Origin of the sequence: Thalassobaculum fulvum (genome assembly GCF_014652915.1) — a bacterium.
Lineage (GTDB): Bacteria > Pseudomonadota > Alphaproteobacteria > Thalassobaculales > Thalassobaculaceae > Thalassobaculum_A > Thalassobaculum_A fulvum.
The window spans coordinates 43840-59011 of record NZ_BMZS01000007.1; the positions used below are offsets into that span (position 1 = coordinate 43840).

13 protein-coding genes are annotated in these 15172 nt (G+C 71.5%); 3 read left to right on the forward strand and 10 right to left on the reverse strand.

From position 1 onward, the window contains the following. Positions 1-6: 6 nt before the first annotated feature. The 5 genes from IE246_RS15205 to IE246_RS15225 form a co-directional block, all read right to left on the reverse strand. Complete coding sequence (locus tag IE246_RS15205) at positions 7-774, reverse strand: TIGR02186 family protein (RefSeq protein WP_189991100.1); 768 nt, start codon at positions 772-774, stop codon at positions 7-9. After that, complete coding sequence (locus tag IE246_RS15210; protein WP_189991101.1) at positions 771-1694, reverse strand: sulfite exporter TauE/SafE family protein; 924 nt, start codon at positions 1692-1694, stop codon at positions 771-773. Before IE246_RS15210 ends, IE246_RS15205 begins: the two co-directional genes overlap by 4 nt. Before the next feature lie 107 nt (positions 1695-1801). Beyond that, the gene (locus tag IE246_RS15215) at positions 1802-2140 is read right to left on the reverse strand and encodes a rhodanese-like domain-containing protein (protein WP_189991103.1); all 339 of its coding nucleotides are present in this window, start codon (positions 2138-2140) and stop codon (positions 1802-1804) included. Between the two features lie 34 nt (positions 2141-2174). Next, a complete protein-coding gene (locus IE246_RS15220) occupies positions 2175-2537 on the reverse strand; it encodes an ArsR/SmtB family transcription factor (RefSeq protein ID WP_189991105.1) in 363 nt (120 codons plus the stop codon). Positions 2538-2633: 96 nt separating this feature from the next. After that, a complete protein-coding gene (locus tag IE246_RS15225) occupies positions 2634-3980 on the reverse strand; it encodes a formimidoylglutamate deiminase (protein ID WP_189991107.1) in 1347 nt (448 codons plus the stop codon). A gap of 83 nt (positions 3981-4063) precedes the next feature. Between IE246_RS15225 and hutI the strand changes: the two genes are divergently transcribed. Together hutI and IE246_RS15235 are read left to right on the forward strand one after the other, a co-directional pair. After that, positions 4064-5287, forward strand: coding sequence for an imidazolonepropionase (hutI, locus tag IE246_RS15230; RefSeq protein WP_189991109.1), 1224 nt, complete (start codon positions 4064-4066; stop codon positions 5285-5287). Positions 5288-5465: 178 nt separating this feature from the next. Continuing rightward, a complete protein-coding gene (locus IE246_RS15235) occupies positions 5466-6500 on the forward strand; it encodes a GlxA family transcriptional regulator (protein ID WP_189991111.1) in 1035 nt (344 codons plus the stop codon). A gap of 22 nt (positions 6501-6522) precedes the next feature. On the opposite strand, the gene IE246_RS15240 is transcribed toward IE246_RS15235, so the two are convergent. Then, positions 6523-7263, reverse strand: a complete 741-nt coding sequence (locus IE246_RS15240) for a DUF1045 domain-containing protein (protein ID WP_229837213.1) — start codon at positions 7261-7263, stop codon at positions 6523-6525. A gap of 118 nt (positions 7264-7381) precedes the next feature. Between IE246_RS15240 and IE246_RS15245 the strand changes: the two genes are divergently transcribed. Beyond that, on the forward strand, positions 7382-8533 hold the full coding sequence (locus IE246_RS15245) for an alpha-D-ribose 1-methylphosphonate 5-triphosphate diphosphatase (protein WP_189991115.1): 1152 nt from the start codon (positions 7382-7384) through the stop codon (positions 8531-8533). Here the strand turns inward: IE246_RS15245 and IE246_RS15250 are convergent. The 4 genes from IE246_RS15250 to IE246_RS15265 all read right to left on the reverse strand — a co-directional run bounded on the left by IE246_RS15250 (position 8512) and on the right by IE246_RS15265 (position 15136). Next, entirely contained in the window at positions 8512-9495 is a 984-nt protein-coding gene (locus IE246_RS15250) for a DMT family transporter (RefSeq protein WP_189991117.1), read from the reverse strand. The genes IE246_RS15245 and IE246_RS15250 overlap by 22 nt on opposite strands. Positions 9496-9576: 81 nt before the next feature. Further along, a complete protein-coding gene (locus IE246_RS15255; protein ID WP_189991119.1) occupies positions 9577-11115 on the reverse strand; it encodes a putative bifunctional diguanylate cyclase/phosphodiesterase in 1539 nt (512 codons plus the stop codon). Positions 11116-11218: 103 nt separating this feature from the next. Continuing rightward, positions 11219-13054 (reverse strand): monovalent cation:proton antiporter-2 (CPA2) family protein, encoded by a 1836-nt coding sequence (locus IE246_RS15260; protein WP_189991121.1) that lies wholly within the window; start codon positions 13052-13054, stop codon positions 11219-11221. Positions 13055-13171: 117 nt separating this feature from the next. After that, the gene (locus IE246_RS15265) at positions 13172-15136 is read right to left on the reverse strand and encodes a cache domain-containing protein (RefSeq protein ID WP_189991123.1); all 1965 of its coding nucleotides are present in this window, start codon (positions 15134-15136) and stop codon (positions 13172-13174) included. Positions 15137-15172 lie beyond the last annotated feature (36 nt).

Consider the following 15172-nt stretch of genomic DNA (forward strand, 5'->3'; position numbering starts at 1 on the left):
CCAGGATCAGACTTTACGGAAGATCGCGGCGGCGAGCCAGCCCGCCAGAATCGCGATCACGATCGCGAACACGCCGTAGGCGGCGGAGTTGGTGTGCGCGAACCGGAAGACGTAGGCCCCGACGCCGATCTTTGAGACCCGCAGCGGCGTGGTCTGCGCGTGCACCGGGCTGCCGTTGCGGATGTAGTAGACCGAGACCGTGTAGATCCCGGTGACCACGTTGGCCGGGAACGACACCCGGGTCCGGAACAGCCGGTCGGACAGCACCGAGATCCGGCCGGTGCCGGCGGCGTACAGCCCGTGCCGCACCTGGTTGCGGATCAGCCCCTCGCGGAACGCCTTGATCTCGGCCTGCGGGGTGTCGCGGTCCCGCAGGACCGGGCGCAGGCTGAGATGGCCCAGCCCCATCTCCTGGCGGGCCCGCACGTCGGGGTCGATGTCGTCGAGCGAACCGGTCGCGGCGACCGCGTAGAACGACGGCGCGTTCTGGAATCGCATGGAGGCGGTGTTGATCCAGATCCCGGCGACCCGCTGCTTGCGCCGCACGGTCATGGACTGGCGCGGGCCGGTGACCGTCACCACGATCTGGCCCTCGCCCTCGATCGCGCCGAACAGCAGCAGTTCGGCCCCGGTGAACCCGGTGGTGATGGCGATCTCGTGGTCCGACAGGTCGGCGACCAGGTCCTGCTGGCTGCTCACGGTGGGGGCGGCCGCGGCGAACGCCGCCAGCACCAGGCCGGCCGTGATCAGGAAGCTGACGACCCGCCGCTTCATTCGTGGATCACGTGGAAGTCGAGCGAATACAGGTCGACCGGCGTGGCCACCAGGTCGACCGCCAGCTTGATGCAGACCCCCAGAACCATCAGGGCGAGCAGGCTGCGCAGCTGCTCGCCCTTCAGCTTGGCGCCGATCTGGGTGCCGAACTGGGCGCCGATCACCGCGCCGACCAGCAGCGTGATCGCCAGCACCACGTCGACGGTCTGGGTGTTGAGGGCCTGCAGGAAGGTGACGTTGGCGGTCACGAAGATGATCTGGAACAGCGAGGTCCCGACCACCACGCCGGTCGGCATGCCGAGCAGGTAGATCATCGCCGGGACCATCACGAACCCGCCGCCGACCCCCATCAAGGCGGTCAGGACGCCGACCGAGAAACCGATCCCGAGCGGCAGCAGCGCGCTGATGTACAGCTTCGAGCGCCGGAATCGCATCTTCAGCGGCAGCCCGTGCAGCCAGTTGTGCTGATGCAGCTTGGAACGCCGGCCGGTCGGCTTGCGCGACCGCAGGATGGCGCGCACGCTCTCGTGCAGCATCAGCAGGCCGATGGTCCCGAGAAAGATCACGTAGCTGAGGTTGATGACCAGGTCGATCTGGCCGAATCGGCGCAGCACGGCGAACAGCGCGACGCCGGCCGACGACCCGAAGAAGCCGCCGACCAGCAGCACCAGCCCCATCTTGAAGTCGACGTTGCCGCGCCGCCAATGGGCGATGACCCCCGACACCGACGAGGCGACGATCTGGTTGGCGCTGGTGGCGACCGAGACCGCCGGCGGGACGCCCATGAAGATCAGCAGCGGGGTCATCAGGAAGCCGCCGCCGACCCCGAACACCCCCGACAACACCCCGATCATCCCGCCCATCCCCAGAACGAGGAAGACGTTCACCGATATCTCGGCGATGGGGAGATAGACGTGCATCCTGCGCCCGGGGCGGAAACGGGAACGCGCCCCGAGGAGAACCAGGGGACGTGCGATTAGTGGTACACCGATCCCACGCCGGATAGAAGGCGTTTGTTTGGTGAGGTTTAGCGGCCGTTCCCCGGCTCGACCGGAAGTCCCTCCTGGGCCCAGGCGATGATGCCGCCCTGCAGCCGGTACAGCGGTCGCGAGTCGCCGGCGGCCCGCAGCCGCTCCGCCGCCATCCCGCAGCGCCGGCCGCTGCGGCAGTGCAGCACGATGCGGTCGTCCGGGCCGGCGACGATCGCCGCCGGATCGAAGCGCGACAGCGGCACCAGGGTCGAGCCGGCGATCCGTGCCTGCGCGAACTCGTCCTCCTCGCGCACGTCGAACAGCGCCACGCCGCCCTGGCTGAGCCAGTCGGACAGGGTGGCGGGGTCGATGAACTGGGTCTTCGGCTCTGTCATGGCTCGGCTCGGTCTCGCTTCGTCCAGCGACACCTCAACCGGCGACGGCGCTCTTGGCTTCCCTGCCCGGCTTGGTGTCGTCATGCGGCAGATAGAGCCGGCACAGGACTTCGATCAGGACCCGCGCCTCGTGCGAGGCGAGGGAATAGTAGATCGTCTGCGCCGACCGCCGCGTCTTGACGATCCCATGGTGGCGCATTTTCGCCAAGTGCTGAGACAGCGCGGACTGGCTGAGGCCGCTGACCGCCTCCAGCTCGGTGACGGAGCGCTCGCCCGCCTCGACCAGCTCGCAAAGCACCAGCAGGCGCCGGTCGTTGGCCATGAGCTTGAGCAGGGCGGCGGCGTCTCCCGCTCGGGCCTGAAGGTCGTTGGCGCTCAACTTCGCGACTGGCGTCATCTGGCTCGCAACCCGTCCGTCGAATTGAGATTCCTATGGCAACACATACGGAAGATGCAATAGTGCCGCATCGACTATACGAAAAGGCGAGAGCCTTCAGGCCGGCGAGACCGCGCGGCCGGACACCACGGTCGCGGCAATTCGGACCCCGGCCGGCGCGAAGATCCAGCGGTCGACCAGCTCCGTCGGATCGTCGCCGAACCCGGCCGTATCCTGCAGGACCACGAAGTCGGCCCGCCGGCCGGGCTCGAGGGCGCCGATCGGGCGGCCCAGGGCGCCCGCACCGCCGCGGCAGACCCGCTGCAGCAGGCCGACCCCGACCGATGCGCCCGGTCCGTCGGCGAGCACGGTCCGCCGCCCGCTGAACAGCCGCTGGCCATTCTCCAGCCATCGCAGCTCCTCGGCCGGGTCGACCGAGACGTGACTGTCGGACCCGATGCCGATCGCGCCGCCCTCGGCCAGGTAGGCCGCGGCCGGAAACAGCCCGTCGCCGAGGTTGGCCTCGGTCGTCAGGCACAGCCCGGCCACGGCGCCGGAGCGCGCGATCGCCTGCCGCTCGGACTCCGAGAGATGGGTGGCGTGCACAAGGCACCAGCGCGCATCGACCGGCACGGTGTCGAACAGCAGCTCGACCGGGCGGCGCCCGCACCATGCCAGGCAGTCCGCCACTTCCTTGGGCTGCTCGGCGACGTGGATGTGCAGCGGGGCGGTCGGGTCGAGCCGATCGAGCGCGGCGACGGCGGCCCGCAGCCGCTCGGGTCGCGCCGCCCGCAGCGAGTGCGGGGCGATGCCGAGGCGACGGTCGGGGCGGTCGCGGAACTCCGGCGCCAGCGCCTCCAGCAGTCCGGCGAAGCCGTCCGGGTCGTGCAGGAACCGGCGCTGCCGCTCGCCGGGAGCGGTTCCGCCGAACCCGCCATCCTCGTAGTAGACCGGCAGCAGCGTGATGCCGATGCCGGCGGTTTCGGCGGCCCGCAGCAGCCGGCGCGAGGTCTCCGCCGGGTCGGCGTAGCGGCGGCCGTCGGGCGCGTGATGGACGTAGTGGAACTCCCCGACGGCGGTGTAGCCGCGTGCCAGCATGGCCCGGTACAGCCGGGTGGCGATCGCCTCGATGCCGTCGGGGTCGAGGTCGCCCAGGAAGCCGTACATCGCCTCGCGCCAGGTCCAGAAGCTGTCGCCGCCGCCCGGCGCGCCATGATCGGGGCCGGCCCGTTCCGCCCGGCCGGCGAGGGCGAACTGGAAGGCGTGACTGTGCACGTTGGGCAGACCGGGCACGACGACGCCGTCGAGCCGCTCGACGTCCCCGGCGGCGTCCCGGGCACCGGCGCCGGGCTCGACCCGGAGCAGCGTGCCGCGGGCGTCCGCTTCCAGCAGGACGTCGCGGGCCCAGCCGGCCGGCGTCAGCGCCCAGTCGGCGAACCAGCGTCGCGCTCGCGGGTTTTGCATCGCCACCGTCATCCGATTACCGTCGGGCCGTTGCGGGCGCGGCGCCGTCGGGGCGGCAGCGAACCGGTGCGACGAGGTGCGCCATGTGGGATTCTCTGTGGGTCGATGTCGGACTCGCCACCATGGCGGGGACGGATCCGTACGGCAGGATCGAGGACGGGGCGATCGCGGTCAAGAACGGCCGTATCGCCTGGGTCGGTCCGCGCGAGGAGCTGCCCGGGCGGCCGGAGAAGCTGGCGGCGGTGGTGCAGGAGGGCGAGGGCGGCTGGATCACGCCGGCGCTGGTCGACTGCCACACCCATATCGTCCATGGCGGCCAGCGCGCCGGCGAGTTCGAGCAGCGCCTGATGGGGGCCAGCTACGCCGACATCGCGCGGGCCGGCGGCGGCATCCTGTCGACGGTGGCGGCGACCCGGGCGGCTTCGCTGGAGGATCTGGTCGAGTCGGCGGTGCGGCGCCTGCGCCCGCTGCTGGCCGAAGGGCTGACCGTGGTCGAGATCAAGTCCGGCTACGGCCTGGACCTGGACTCCGAGCTGAAGATGCTGCGGGCGGCCCGGGCGATCGAGGCGCGGGTGCCGGTGACCGTGGTCACCACTTTCCTGGGGGCCCATGCGGTGCCGCCGGAGTGGAAGGGGAACGCGGACGGCTACATCGACTTCCTGTGCGACGAGGTGCTGCCGGCCGCGGTCGAGCAGTCGCTGGTCGACCAGGTCGACGCGTTCTGCGAGACCATCGCGTTCTCGCCGTCCCAGGTCGCGCGGGTGTTCGAGGCGGCGGCGCTGTTCAAGCTGCCGGTGAAGCTGCACGCCGAGCAGCTGACCGACCTGGGGGGCGCGACGATGGCCGCCGGGGCCGGTGCCCTGTCGGCCGACCATCTGGAGTACCTCGATGCCGACGGGGTGGCGGCGATGGCGAGGGCCGGCACGGTCGCGGTGCTGCTGCCCGGCGCGTTCTACACCCTCGGCGAGACCCGCCGGCCGCCGGTCGAGCGGCTGCGCAAGGCCGGCGTCCCGATCGCCGTCGCTACCGACAGCAATCCCGGCTCCTCGCCGGTGACCTCGCTGCTGACCACCATGAACATGGCCTGCGTGCTGTTCGGCCTGACCCCGTCCGAGGCGCTGGCCGGCGTGACCCGGAACGCCGCGCGGGCGCTCGGCCTGCAGGCCGAGCGGGGCACCCTGGAGGCCGGCAAGGTCGCCGACTTCGTGCACTGGTCGATCGACGAGCCGGCCGAGCTCGCCTACCGGATCGGGTTCAATCCGTGCACGACGGTGATCCGCAACGGGGCGCCGACCCTGTCCGGCTAGAGCGGGCCGCGGATGCCGTCGCGAGCGGGTGCGAAAGCGGCGACGCCGGTGTCTTTTTTTCGATATTTTCCGAATGCATAGTGCGGTGTGTTCGAAGTAATCTCGTCGGGACGTTTCGCTGGCCGGCGTCCGACGCGAAGACCAGGAAATAAAGGCGGTTCCGGAGCGCGCCCGATCCATGTTCGACGATCCGAACGCGGTCCCGACCCGAATCGGGTTCCTTCTGATCCGGAACTTTTCGATGATGGCCTTCACCTCGGCCGTGGAGCCCCTGCGCTCCGCGAACCGGATGGCCGGCCGGACCCTCTACGAGTGGCAGATCTTCAGCCCGGACGGCAAACCGGTGGCCGCCAGCAACGGCATCGAGGTGGTGCCGCACAAGTCGATGGCTGAGGTCGACCGCGAGAAGATCGTCGTGGTCGTCACCGGCATCGACGTCCAGCGCTACGAGGACGAGCGGATCCTGGGCTTCCTGCGCCGGATGGCCCGGCAGGGCGCGACCATGGGCGCGCTGTGCACCGGCAGCCACCTGCTGGCCAGGGCCGGCCTCCTGGACGGCCGGCGCTGCACGATCCACTGGGAGAACCTCGGCGGCTTCACCGAGGACTTCCCGGAGATCGAGGTCTCCTCGGACCTGTACGAGATCGACCGCGACCGCTTCACCTGCTCCGGCGGGACCGCGGCGCTCGACATGATGCTGCACCTGATCGGCCGGCAGCACGGCCAGGCGCTGGCCAACCAGGTGTCCGAGCAGTTCATCCACGACCGCATCCGCGAGCCGCACGACCACCAGCGCATGGAGCTGCGGTCGCGCCTCGGCGTCAGCCACCCGAAACTGATCTCGGTGATCGGCGAGATGGAGGGCAACCTCGAGGAGCCGCTGACCCAGACCGACCTGGCCGAGCGGGCCGGGCTGTCGACCCGGCAGCTCGAGCGGCTGTTCCGCAAGTATCTCGGGGCCACGCCGACCCGCTACTACCTGACCCTGCGGCTGCACCGCGCCCGCCAGCTGCTGGTCCAGACCTCGATGTCGATCCTGTCGGTGGCACTGGCCTGCGGGTTCGTCTCGGCCAGCCACTTCTCGAAGTGCTACCGCGAGTGCTTCGGCCGCACCCCGCGGGCCGAGCGGGCGATCGGCGGCGTGACCGGCACCTCGTCCGGCTCGGCGCCGCCCGCGCCCGACCTGCCGATCCGGCTGGCCGGCCAGTTCTGAGGCCGGGTCGGCCGCTGCGCCGTCAGCCCCGGAACGGGAACCGCCCCGTCATCGCGAACGGCCCGCCGCGCCGGTCCTGCCGGAACACGGCGACCGCGTCGATCGCGATCGGCTCCCCGGTCACCGCGGCGACCCGCGGTTCCAGGGCGGCCACGATCGCCTCGCGCTCCGGCCCTTCCGGCAGCCGCGCGGTCAGGGTCATGTGAAACCGGAACTCGCCCATCACGTAGGGGTAGCCCCAGCGCTGCAGCAGCTCCTCCTGCTGTGCCGACAGCCCGGCGTTGCGGCGGCGCGCCAGCTCGGCGTCGCCGGGCAAGGCCCGGAAGCCGTCCAGTTCGCGCACCACGTCGGCGGCCAGCGCCGAGACCCGATGGTCGGCCGGGGTCGTCATCAGCGCCAGGAATCCGCCGAGGGAGCGCAGGCCGAGCCGGACCTCGATCGGCGCGCGGGTCGCCGCAAAGCCGGCGACCGCCTCCGCCAGCTCGTCGGGGCTTCGGCCGGGCTTGAGGTGGAACGGCGGCTTCAGGGTGGCGTGGAAGCCGTAGCCGCGCGCGCTCTCGGTGATCTCGGCGAACCGCTCCGGCGGCACGCCCGGAACCGTCGGCAGCGGCCGTTCCGCCCCGCTCGCGCAGTCGCGGCCCAGCCAGTCGGCGCCGAACTCGGCGAGCGGCGAGCCCGGCTCCGGCGCATAGTACACGGCGTAGCGCGGCCATGCCGGCTCCGGCTCGACCGGACCGTTCGGGAATGCGGGGAACTCGGCCACCGTGACACTCCTGTTAAACGGCGATCCGGGGTCTGGCGCTCGCCGGCGCCGGGCGCTAACAAGGAGGCGTCGACCCCGGCCGGGGTTATGGCACGCCCCCCGGACGAGGAGAAGGCCGGTGACCACCCGCACCATCGCGAGCCGACGCGTGCTGCTGGCCGACGGGTCCGTCGAGGACACCACCGTGACCGTCGAGGACGGCCGGATCGCCGGCATCGGCCAGGCCTGCCGGGGCGAGGAGTGGAACGTCGGCGACGCCTGGCTGCTGCCGGGCATCGTCGACCTGCACGGCGATGCCTTCGAGCGCCAGATGATGCCGCGGCCGGGCGTGCACTTCCCGACCGACCTGGCCCTGCTGGACACCGACGCCCAGCTGATCGCCAACGGCGTCAGCACCGCCTACCACGGCGTCACCTATTCCTGGGAGCCGGGGCTGCGCGGCCGCGAGTCGACCTGCGCGCTGAAAGCGGCGCTGGCCGAGATGAAGCCGCGGCTGGCCTGCGACACCCGCTTCCACCTGCGGCACGAGACCCACAACCTGGCGGCCGAGGGCGAGGTGATCGACTGGCTGGCCGACGGCAGCGTCGACCTGCTGGCGTTCAACGACCACACCGACATGATCCTCGACCGCATCCTGACCAAGGGCAAGTCGACCGCCACCTACACCGCCCGGACTGGCCTCAGCCACGACGAGTTCATCGCCCTGCTGCACCGGGTGGCGGACGGCAAGCCGGCGGTGCCGGCCTCGGTCGAGCGGCTGGCGGCGGCGGCGGTCGCGCACGACGTGGCGCTGGCCAGCCACGACGACCACACCCCGGAGATGCGTCGCCGTTTCCACGCCATGGGCTGCCGGATCGCCGAGTTCCCGATGAACACCGCGACCGCCGAGGCCGCGGTGGCGCTCGGCGACCCGGTGATCTGCGGCGCCCCGAACGTGGTGCGCGGCGGCAGCCATCTCGGCCCCGACGGCATCCTGGCGGCCCGCGAGATCCGCGAAGGGCGCTGCACGATCCTGGTGTCGGACTACTACTACCCGGCCCTGGCGCAGGCGCCGTTCCGGCTGGCCCGCGACGGCGACGCGGCGTTCCCGCAGGCCTGGGCGCTGGTGTCCGGCAATCCGGCGCGGGCCGCCGGGCTGGACGATCGCGGGACGATCGCCGAGGGCGCGCGCGCCGATCTCGCGGTGGTGCAGGATCCCGGCGTCGGCCCGGTGCGGGTGACCGCCACCCTGGTCGAGGGCGCCGCCGTCTACCGTTCGGCGGCCGCCTGACGCCTGCCGTCGGCGGCGCGGGCATCGTACAGGCGTTTGAGCTGGGCGCCGCCGAGGCCGAGGATCACCAGGCCGGCCCCGAGCAGATGCTGCGCCGTAACGGCGGCCCCGAGCATCGCCGACAGGCCGATGGCGACGACCGGCAGCAGGTTCAGGTAGAGCGCGGCGAGCGACAGGCCGAGCCGGCCGACGCCGAAGTTCCAGCACACCACGCCCAGGCAGATCCCGAACATCGCGACGGCGGTGAACAGCCCGGCGTCGAGCGCGGTCGGGGCCGGCGGCGGGAACCGGACCAGGCCGGCGAACCCGGCGATCAGGTAGGCGACCGTGAACAGGATGCCGCCGGACGCGATGGTCGCGGCCGTCAGGGCGACCGGCGGCCAGCCGGGGAGCCAGCGGCGGGCCAGCGCCGAGTACATCGTCCAGGAAACGTTCGCCAGCAGCACCAGTGCCACGCCGAGCGCCAGGGTCCACGGGCTCGCGGCCGCCGTCGCGCCGGCGTTGCCGGCGCCGAGCGCGACCGCCGCCCCGGGTGCTGCGACCGCGATGCCCAGCAGAAGGGTGCGATCCGGCACGTCGCGATGCACCAGCCAGCCGATCGCCACGGCGATCACCGGGGCGGCGCTGCTGACGATCGAGGCCTGCACCGGGCCGGCGTAGTAGATGCCGAAGGTATAGGCGCTGGCGAACGCCACGACGCCGAGCCCGCCGAGCCCGACCAGGCGGGGCAGGGCGCCGGCGATGGTTCCCGAGGCCGGCGGCCGGCCGCCGATCGGCGAGACCAGGATCGCGATCAGCATCGGCGCGGCCACGGTGTAGCGCAGCACCGCGATCTCCACCGCCTCGTAGCGCTTCAGCAGTTCGTGCATGAGCGGTGGCATCGAGCCCCAGCACAGCACGGTCACGATCAGCGCCGCGTTGCCGAGCAGGACGGCGCGCACGGCCGGACTCGACAGGGTCATGATCGGTGGACTCCGGGGCGGCGGGTGCCTTCTCTAGCGTGCCCGGCCGGTACGGCCAAGCGGGGGCGCCCGGGGTGACGGTCAGTCGCTGGCGGCCGGCAACGGCACCGAGAGCGGGAACAGACCGCCGGCGATTGCGGGGCCGGGGTCGGCCCCGCGCGGTCCCGCCCGTCGCGCGGCCTCGTCGAGGGCCGAGCGGAACGTCGTTTCCGGCATCGGTCGGCCGAGCAGATAGCCCTGTACCGCGTCGCAGTTCCGAGCCCGCAGGAACAGGAGCTGCGCTTCGGTCTCCACGCCCTCGGCCACAACCTCCAGTCCGAGGGTGTGGGCGAGGCCGAGGATGGCGGTCGCGATCGCAGCGTCCTCGTCGCTGACCGTCACGTCGCGCATGAACGACCGGTCGATCTTCAGGCACTGGACGGGCAGGCGCTTGAGCAGGTTGAGGGACGAATAGCCGGTCCCGAAGTCGTCGATCGACAGCCGCACCCCCAGGGCCCGCAGCCGGCGCAGCACGTCGACCGTGCTGTCGGCGTTGCGCATCACGATGCTCTCGGTCAGCTCCAGCTCCAGCAGCCTGGCATCGACCTTGGCCTCCTGCAGCGTGTCGCGCACGAACTCGAAGAAGTCGGGCCGGTCGAACTGCTTGAACGACAGGTTCACGGCGACCGACGGCCGTGGCCCGGCGTCGTCGGCGGCTGCGTTCCAGCGCTTCACGGCGGCCAGCGCCTCGCGCAGCACCCAGTCGCCGATCGGGACGATCAGGCCGGTCTCCTCGGCGACCGAAATGAAGGCGGCGGGCGGGATCAGGCCGCGCTCGGGGTGGTTCCAGCGAAGCAGCGCCTCCGAGCCGATCAGCTCCGGCGTGCCGCCGGCGAGCGAGAATTTCGGCTGGTAGTGCAGCTCGAACTCGCCGCGGTCGAGGGCCAGACGCAGGTCGGCCTCCAGGCGCAGCCGCTCGGACACGTCCGCCATCGCGATCATGGTCGGCAGTTCGACCCCGTCGCCGCCGCGCCGCTTGATCGCCGACATCGCGGCGGTGGCGCTTCGGGTCAGGTCCTCGGCGGTGCGGCCGTGGCGGGGGGCCAGGGCGATGCCGACGCTGGCCGACAGCTGGAAGCGCTGGCCGGCGACATCGTAGGGGCGGGACAGCGCGGCGCGCAGCCGCTCGGCGACCGCCAGCGACGGGGCGGCGCCGGCGGTGTTCTCCAGCAGGACGAGGAACTCGTCGCCGCCGATCCGGGCCGGCGTGTCGGTGTGGCGGAGCGTGCGGCGGATCCGCCGCGACGCCTCCGCCAGCACCGCGTCGCCGGCGGCGTGCCCGAAGCCGTCGTTGATGAAGCGGAAGTTGTCCAGGTTCAGCACGATGAGCGCCGGGGCCCCGTCGCCGTCGCGCTCGCCGGCCAGGGCCGCGTCCAGGCGCCGGTACAGGGCCTCGCGGCCGGTCCGCTCGGCGCCCTGGGGATCGGGCCCCGGGCCGGTCGGGCCGGCGCTGATCTGCAGCGTTCTGGGCAGCCGTCGCAGGTATCGCGCGGCGACCAGTCCGAGCACGCATCCGGCGGCCAGCCAGGGCGCGGCATGCAGGGCGGCCTCTATGACCGCCTGGAACGTGGTGTCAGCCATATGCGCGCGTATCTCCCTCGCGTCGGCGCACTCTGCTCACGATATCTTTCGATACCGTAAAGGCATTTGGTTAACGGAACCTTATTCGAATCGGGCTTTTCGACTATTCGGCGGCCTCGCGGCTGCCGTCGGCATCGTCCCCGGAGAGCTCCCGGTCGTGCTCGAACAGCCCCGCCAGATGACTGGCGGCTTCCCGCGTCGACTGGATGATCGCCGACTCGTCGCCCTGCAGGCGGTACTGCTCGCGGACCAAGGTTTCGTCATGTTCCTTGAAGGTACGGGTAATTTCGTCGGCGCGCCGATACGGCATGCCGAGTCCGATGAACACCGCCTTCGCCATGTCGATGCTGGAGCCGAACATCTCGCGGAACACGGCGTCGACGCCGACCTCCATCAGCCGGTAGGCATGGAACCGGTCGGCCGCCCGGGCATATACCCGGATTCCGGGAAAGTGCATCCGCACCATCCGGGCGATCTCGACCGCCCGATCGGGGTTGTCGACGGCGATCACGAAGATCTCGGCCTTGCCGGTGCCGGCGGCCTCCAGCACCTGCAGCCGGTTGGCGTCGCCGAAATACGCCAGGTTGCCGAACCGGCGCGCCACCTCGATCCGGGCGTTGTCGGAATCCAGCGCCACGAACTTGATGCGCCGGACGTTCAGCACCCGGCCGACGATCTGCCCGAACCGGCCGAAGCCGGCGATCACCACCCGCGGGTCGTGCTCGTCGACCTCCGGCAGCGGGGCCGCCGCCGCGTCGTCGCCGTTCCGCAAGGCGTGGCGAACCCGATCGGCCAGGGCGACCGAGAGCGGCGTCAGCGCCATCGAGACCGCGACCGCCATGATCAGGAAGTCGGCGATGGGCCGGTCGACCGCGCCGACGCTGGTGGCCTGGCCGAACAGCACGAACGCGAACTCGCCCCCTTGCGGCAGCACGGCGGCCAGCGCCAGGGCCGCGTCCCAGCGCATGCCGACCGCCAGTCCCAGGACCAGCAGTACCACCAGCTTGATCGCCATCAGGCCGACGGCGACGCCGAGGATCGCGACCGGTTCCTCCGCCAGCAGGCCGAGGTCCATCGACATGCCGACGGCGATGAAGAACAGCCCGAGCAGCAGGCCCTTGAACGGCTCGATGTCGCCCTCGAGCTGGTGCCGGTACTGGCTGTCGGCCAGCAGCACGCCGGCCAGGAAGGCGCCGAGCGCCGTCGACAGCCCGATCTTCTCCATCAGCAGCGCCATGCCGAGCACCACCAGGAGCGCGGCGGCGGTGAACAGCTCCGGCACGTCGGCGGCGGCCACCAGCTTGAGGAAGGGGCGGAGCACGTAGCGGCCGCCGACCACCGCGACCGCGACCGCCGCGACCGAGAAGCCGATGGCCAGCCAGTCGGTCCCGGTCAGCCGAGCGGCACCGTCGGCCACCGTGGCGATCGAGGCGCCGGCGATCCAGGGCAGGATCGCCAGCAGCGGGATCACCGCCAGGTCCTGGAACAGCAGGATCGAGAACGCGGCCCGGCCCTGCTGGGTCCGCAGCTCGCGGCGCTCGGACAGGGTCTGCAGCGCAAAGGCGGTCGACGACAGGGCCAGCACCAGGCCGATCACCACCGCCGTCTGGGTGCGCTGGCCGGCCAGCCAGGCGGCGCCGGCGATCGCCGCGGCGCTGAGCAGGACCTGGCTGGCCCCGAGGCCGAGAATCGGCCGGCGCAACGCCCACAACCGGGACGGATGCAGCTCCAGCCCGATCAGGAACAGCAGCAGGACGACCCCGAACTCGGCGAAGTGCAGGATCGCGTCGACGTCGGACACCAGGCCGAACAGTCCGGGGCCGATCGCGATTCCGGCGGCCAGATAGCCGAGCAGCGACCCGAAGCCGAGCCGCTTGAAGACCGGCACCGCGATCACCGCCGAGCCGAGGAACAGAACGGTGTCTTCCACCAATGCCATGGCGCCAGCTTAGCATGGTCCGCGGCCACCGGATGGCGTTCCGGTGGCCGCTCGGCGCCTCGCGGCCAGTGTCGGGCGACCAGTGTCGGGCGGCCGGCGTCTCGGCGGCCGCCGGGGCTATGCCGCCAGGCCGCGCGTCACCGCCTCGACCGCCCGCTGGTTGGCGGCGTCGAGGGTGAAGCGAAGCCGGGTCAGCTCGCCGGCCTCGACGATCTGGGAGGCCAGCCGCTGGCCGTTCACCAGGACCGTCACCGTCTCACCGGTCCGGCCGGCGACCCGTCCCCGGAACAGCGCGCCGCCGTTGCCGATGTTGCAGATCCGCCCGGCGATCCGGCTGCCGCCGGCCTCCACGGTCGCCTCGATATCACAGTCGCGGCGGGCGAAGTTGCGGCGCTCGCCGGCCCGGCCGATCTCCTGCAGGAAGGCGGTGACCTCCTCGCGCAGGGTCGACGTCTGCTGGCTGAGCTGGCCGGCGGTCTCCGAGACGCTCGACGCGGCGCCCCGCGAGTCGACCGCCGCCTCGCGGACCGACTCGATGCTCTCGGCCACGATGCTCGTGCCGCCGGCGACCTCCTCGACGGACCGGACGATCTCCTGGGTCGCGGCGTTCTGCTGGTCCATGGCGGCCGCGACCGAGGTGCTGATGGAGCCGATCCGCTCGATCGTCTCGACGATGCCGGCGATCGCGCCGGTCGCCTCGTCGGAGACCTGCTGCATCTCGGCGATCTGCCGGCCGATGTCCTCGGTCGCCCGGGCCGTCTGGTTGGCCAGTTCCTTGACCTCGCCGGCCACCACCGCGAAGCCCTTGCCGGCGTCGCCGGCGCGGGCCGCCTCGATCGTGGCGTTGAGGGCCAGCAGGTTGGTCTGCGCGGCGATCGTGCTGATCAGCTCGACGACCGCGTTGATCTGGGCCGTCGCGGTCTGCAGCCGGCCGACCGTCCCGGCGGTGTCGCTGGCCTGGCGCTGAGCCTCGCCGGTGACCGAGCTGGCCTGCCCGACCTGGCGTGTCACCTCGGCGATCGAGGCCGCGAGCTCCTGGGCGGCGGCCGAGACGGTCTGCACGTTGACGCTGGCCTGTTCGGCGGCGGCGCTCACCGCAACCGCCTGCTCGGTCGTGGTCGAGGCGCTGCGGTTCACGGTATCGGCGGTCGCCGACATCTCCGACGACGCGTCGGCGAGCTGGTTCATGGTGCTGGCCATGGTGATCGAGAAGTCCTGGATCAGCCGCTCGACGGCCTCGCGCCGGCGTTCCTTCTCGGCCCGCTCCGTCTCCTCGCGCTCGGCCAGCGTCCGGCGTTCCAGAAGCTTGGCCTTGAACGCGGCGATCGCCCGCGACAGGTCGCCGATCTCGTCGGCGCGGCTCTGGTCGCCCTCCTCGACGGTCAGGTCCTCATCGGCCAGCCGCTGTACGGTTCGTACCGAGTGGGTCAGGGGGCCGACGACGTTGCGGACGAACAGCCATCCGAACAGCAGCATCGCGGCGGTCACACCAGCGACGGAAAGGCCGGTACGCAGCGCGATGGCCCGGAACTCGGCCTGGAGGTCGTCCAGGTACAGGCCGCTCCCGATCACCCAGTTCCAGGACGGCAGGAGCTTCACGTAGGAGGTCTTCCCGACCGGCTCCTCGAAGCCCGGCTTGGGCCAGAGATAGTCGACGTAGCCGCTTCCGGCGGTCTTGGCGACCGAGACGAACTCGCGGAACACGAAGGTGCCGGCCGGATCCTTGAGTCCGGACACGTCCCGCCCGTCGAGCTCCGGCTTGATCGGGTGCATCACGACCCGATGCTCCAGGTCGTTGATCCAGACGTAGTCGCCGTCCTCGTAGCGCAGCAGGCGAATCGCGGCGAGCGCCGCCGCCTGCGCCTGGTCGGTGGAAAGCGCCCCGGCGCCGGCCTGCTGCTCGAAGCCGGCGGCGATCGAGTAGGCGGCGTCGACGATCGCCGTGATCTCGCGCTGCTTGTCCTTCAGCAGGGTCCGATGGTCACCGTAGAGCATCCATCCGCCCCAGGCGACGTTGAGCATCGTGATCGCGGCAACGAGCAAGGCCATCTTGCGCGCGAGCGAAAGGTCCTTCAGGCGCATGCGTCGACTCCTGGATGAGGCAATGGATTGCCACTG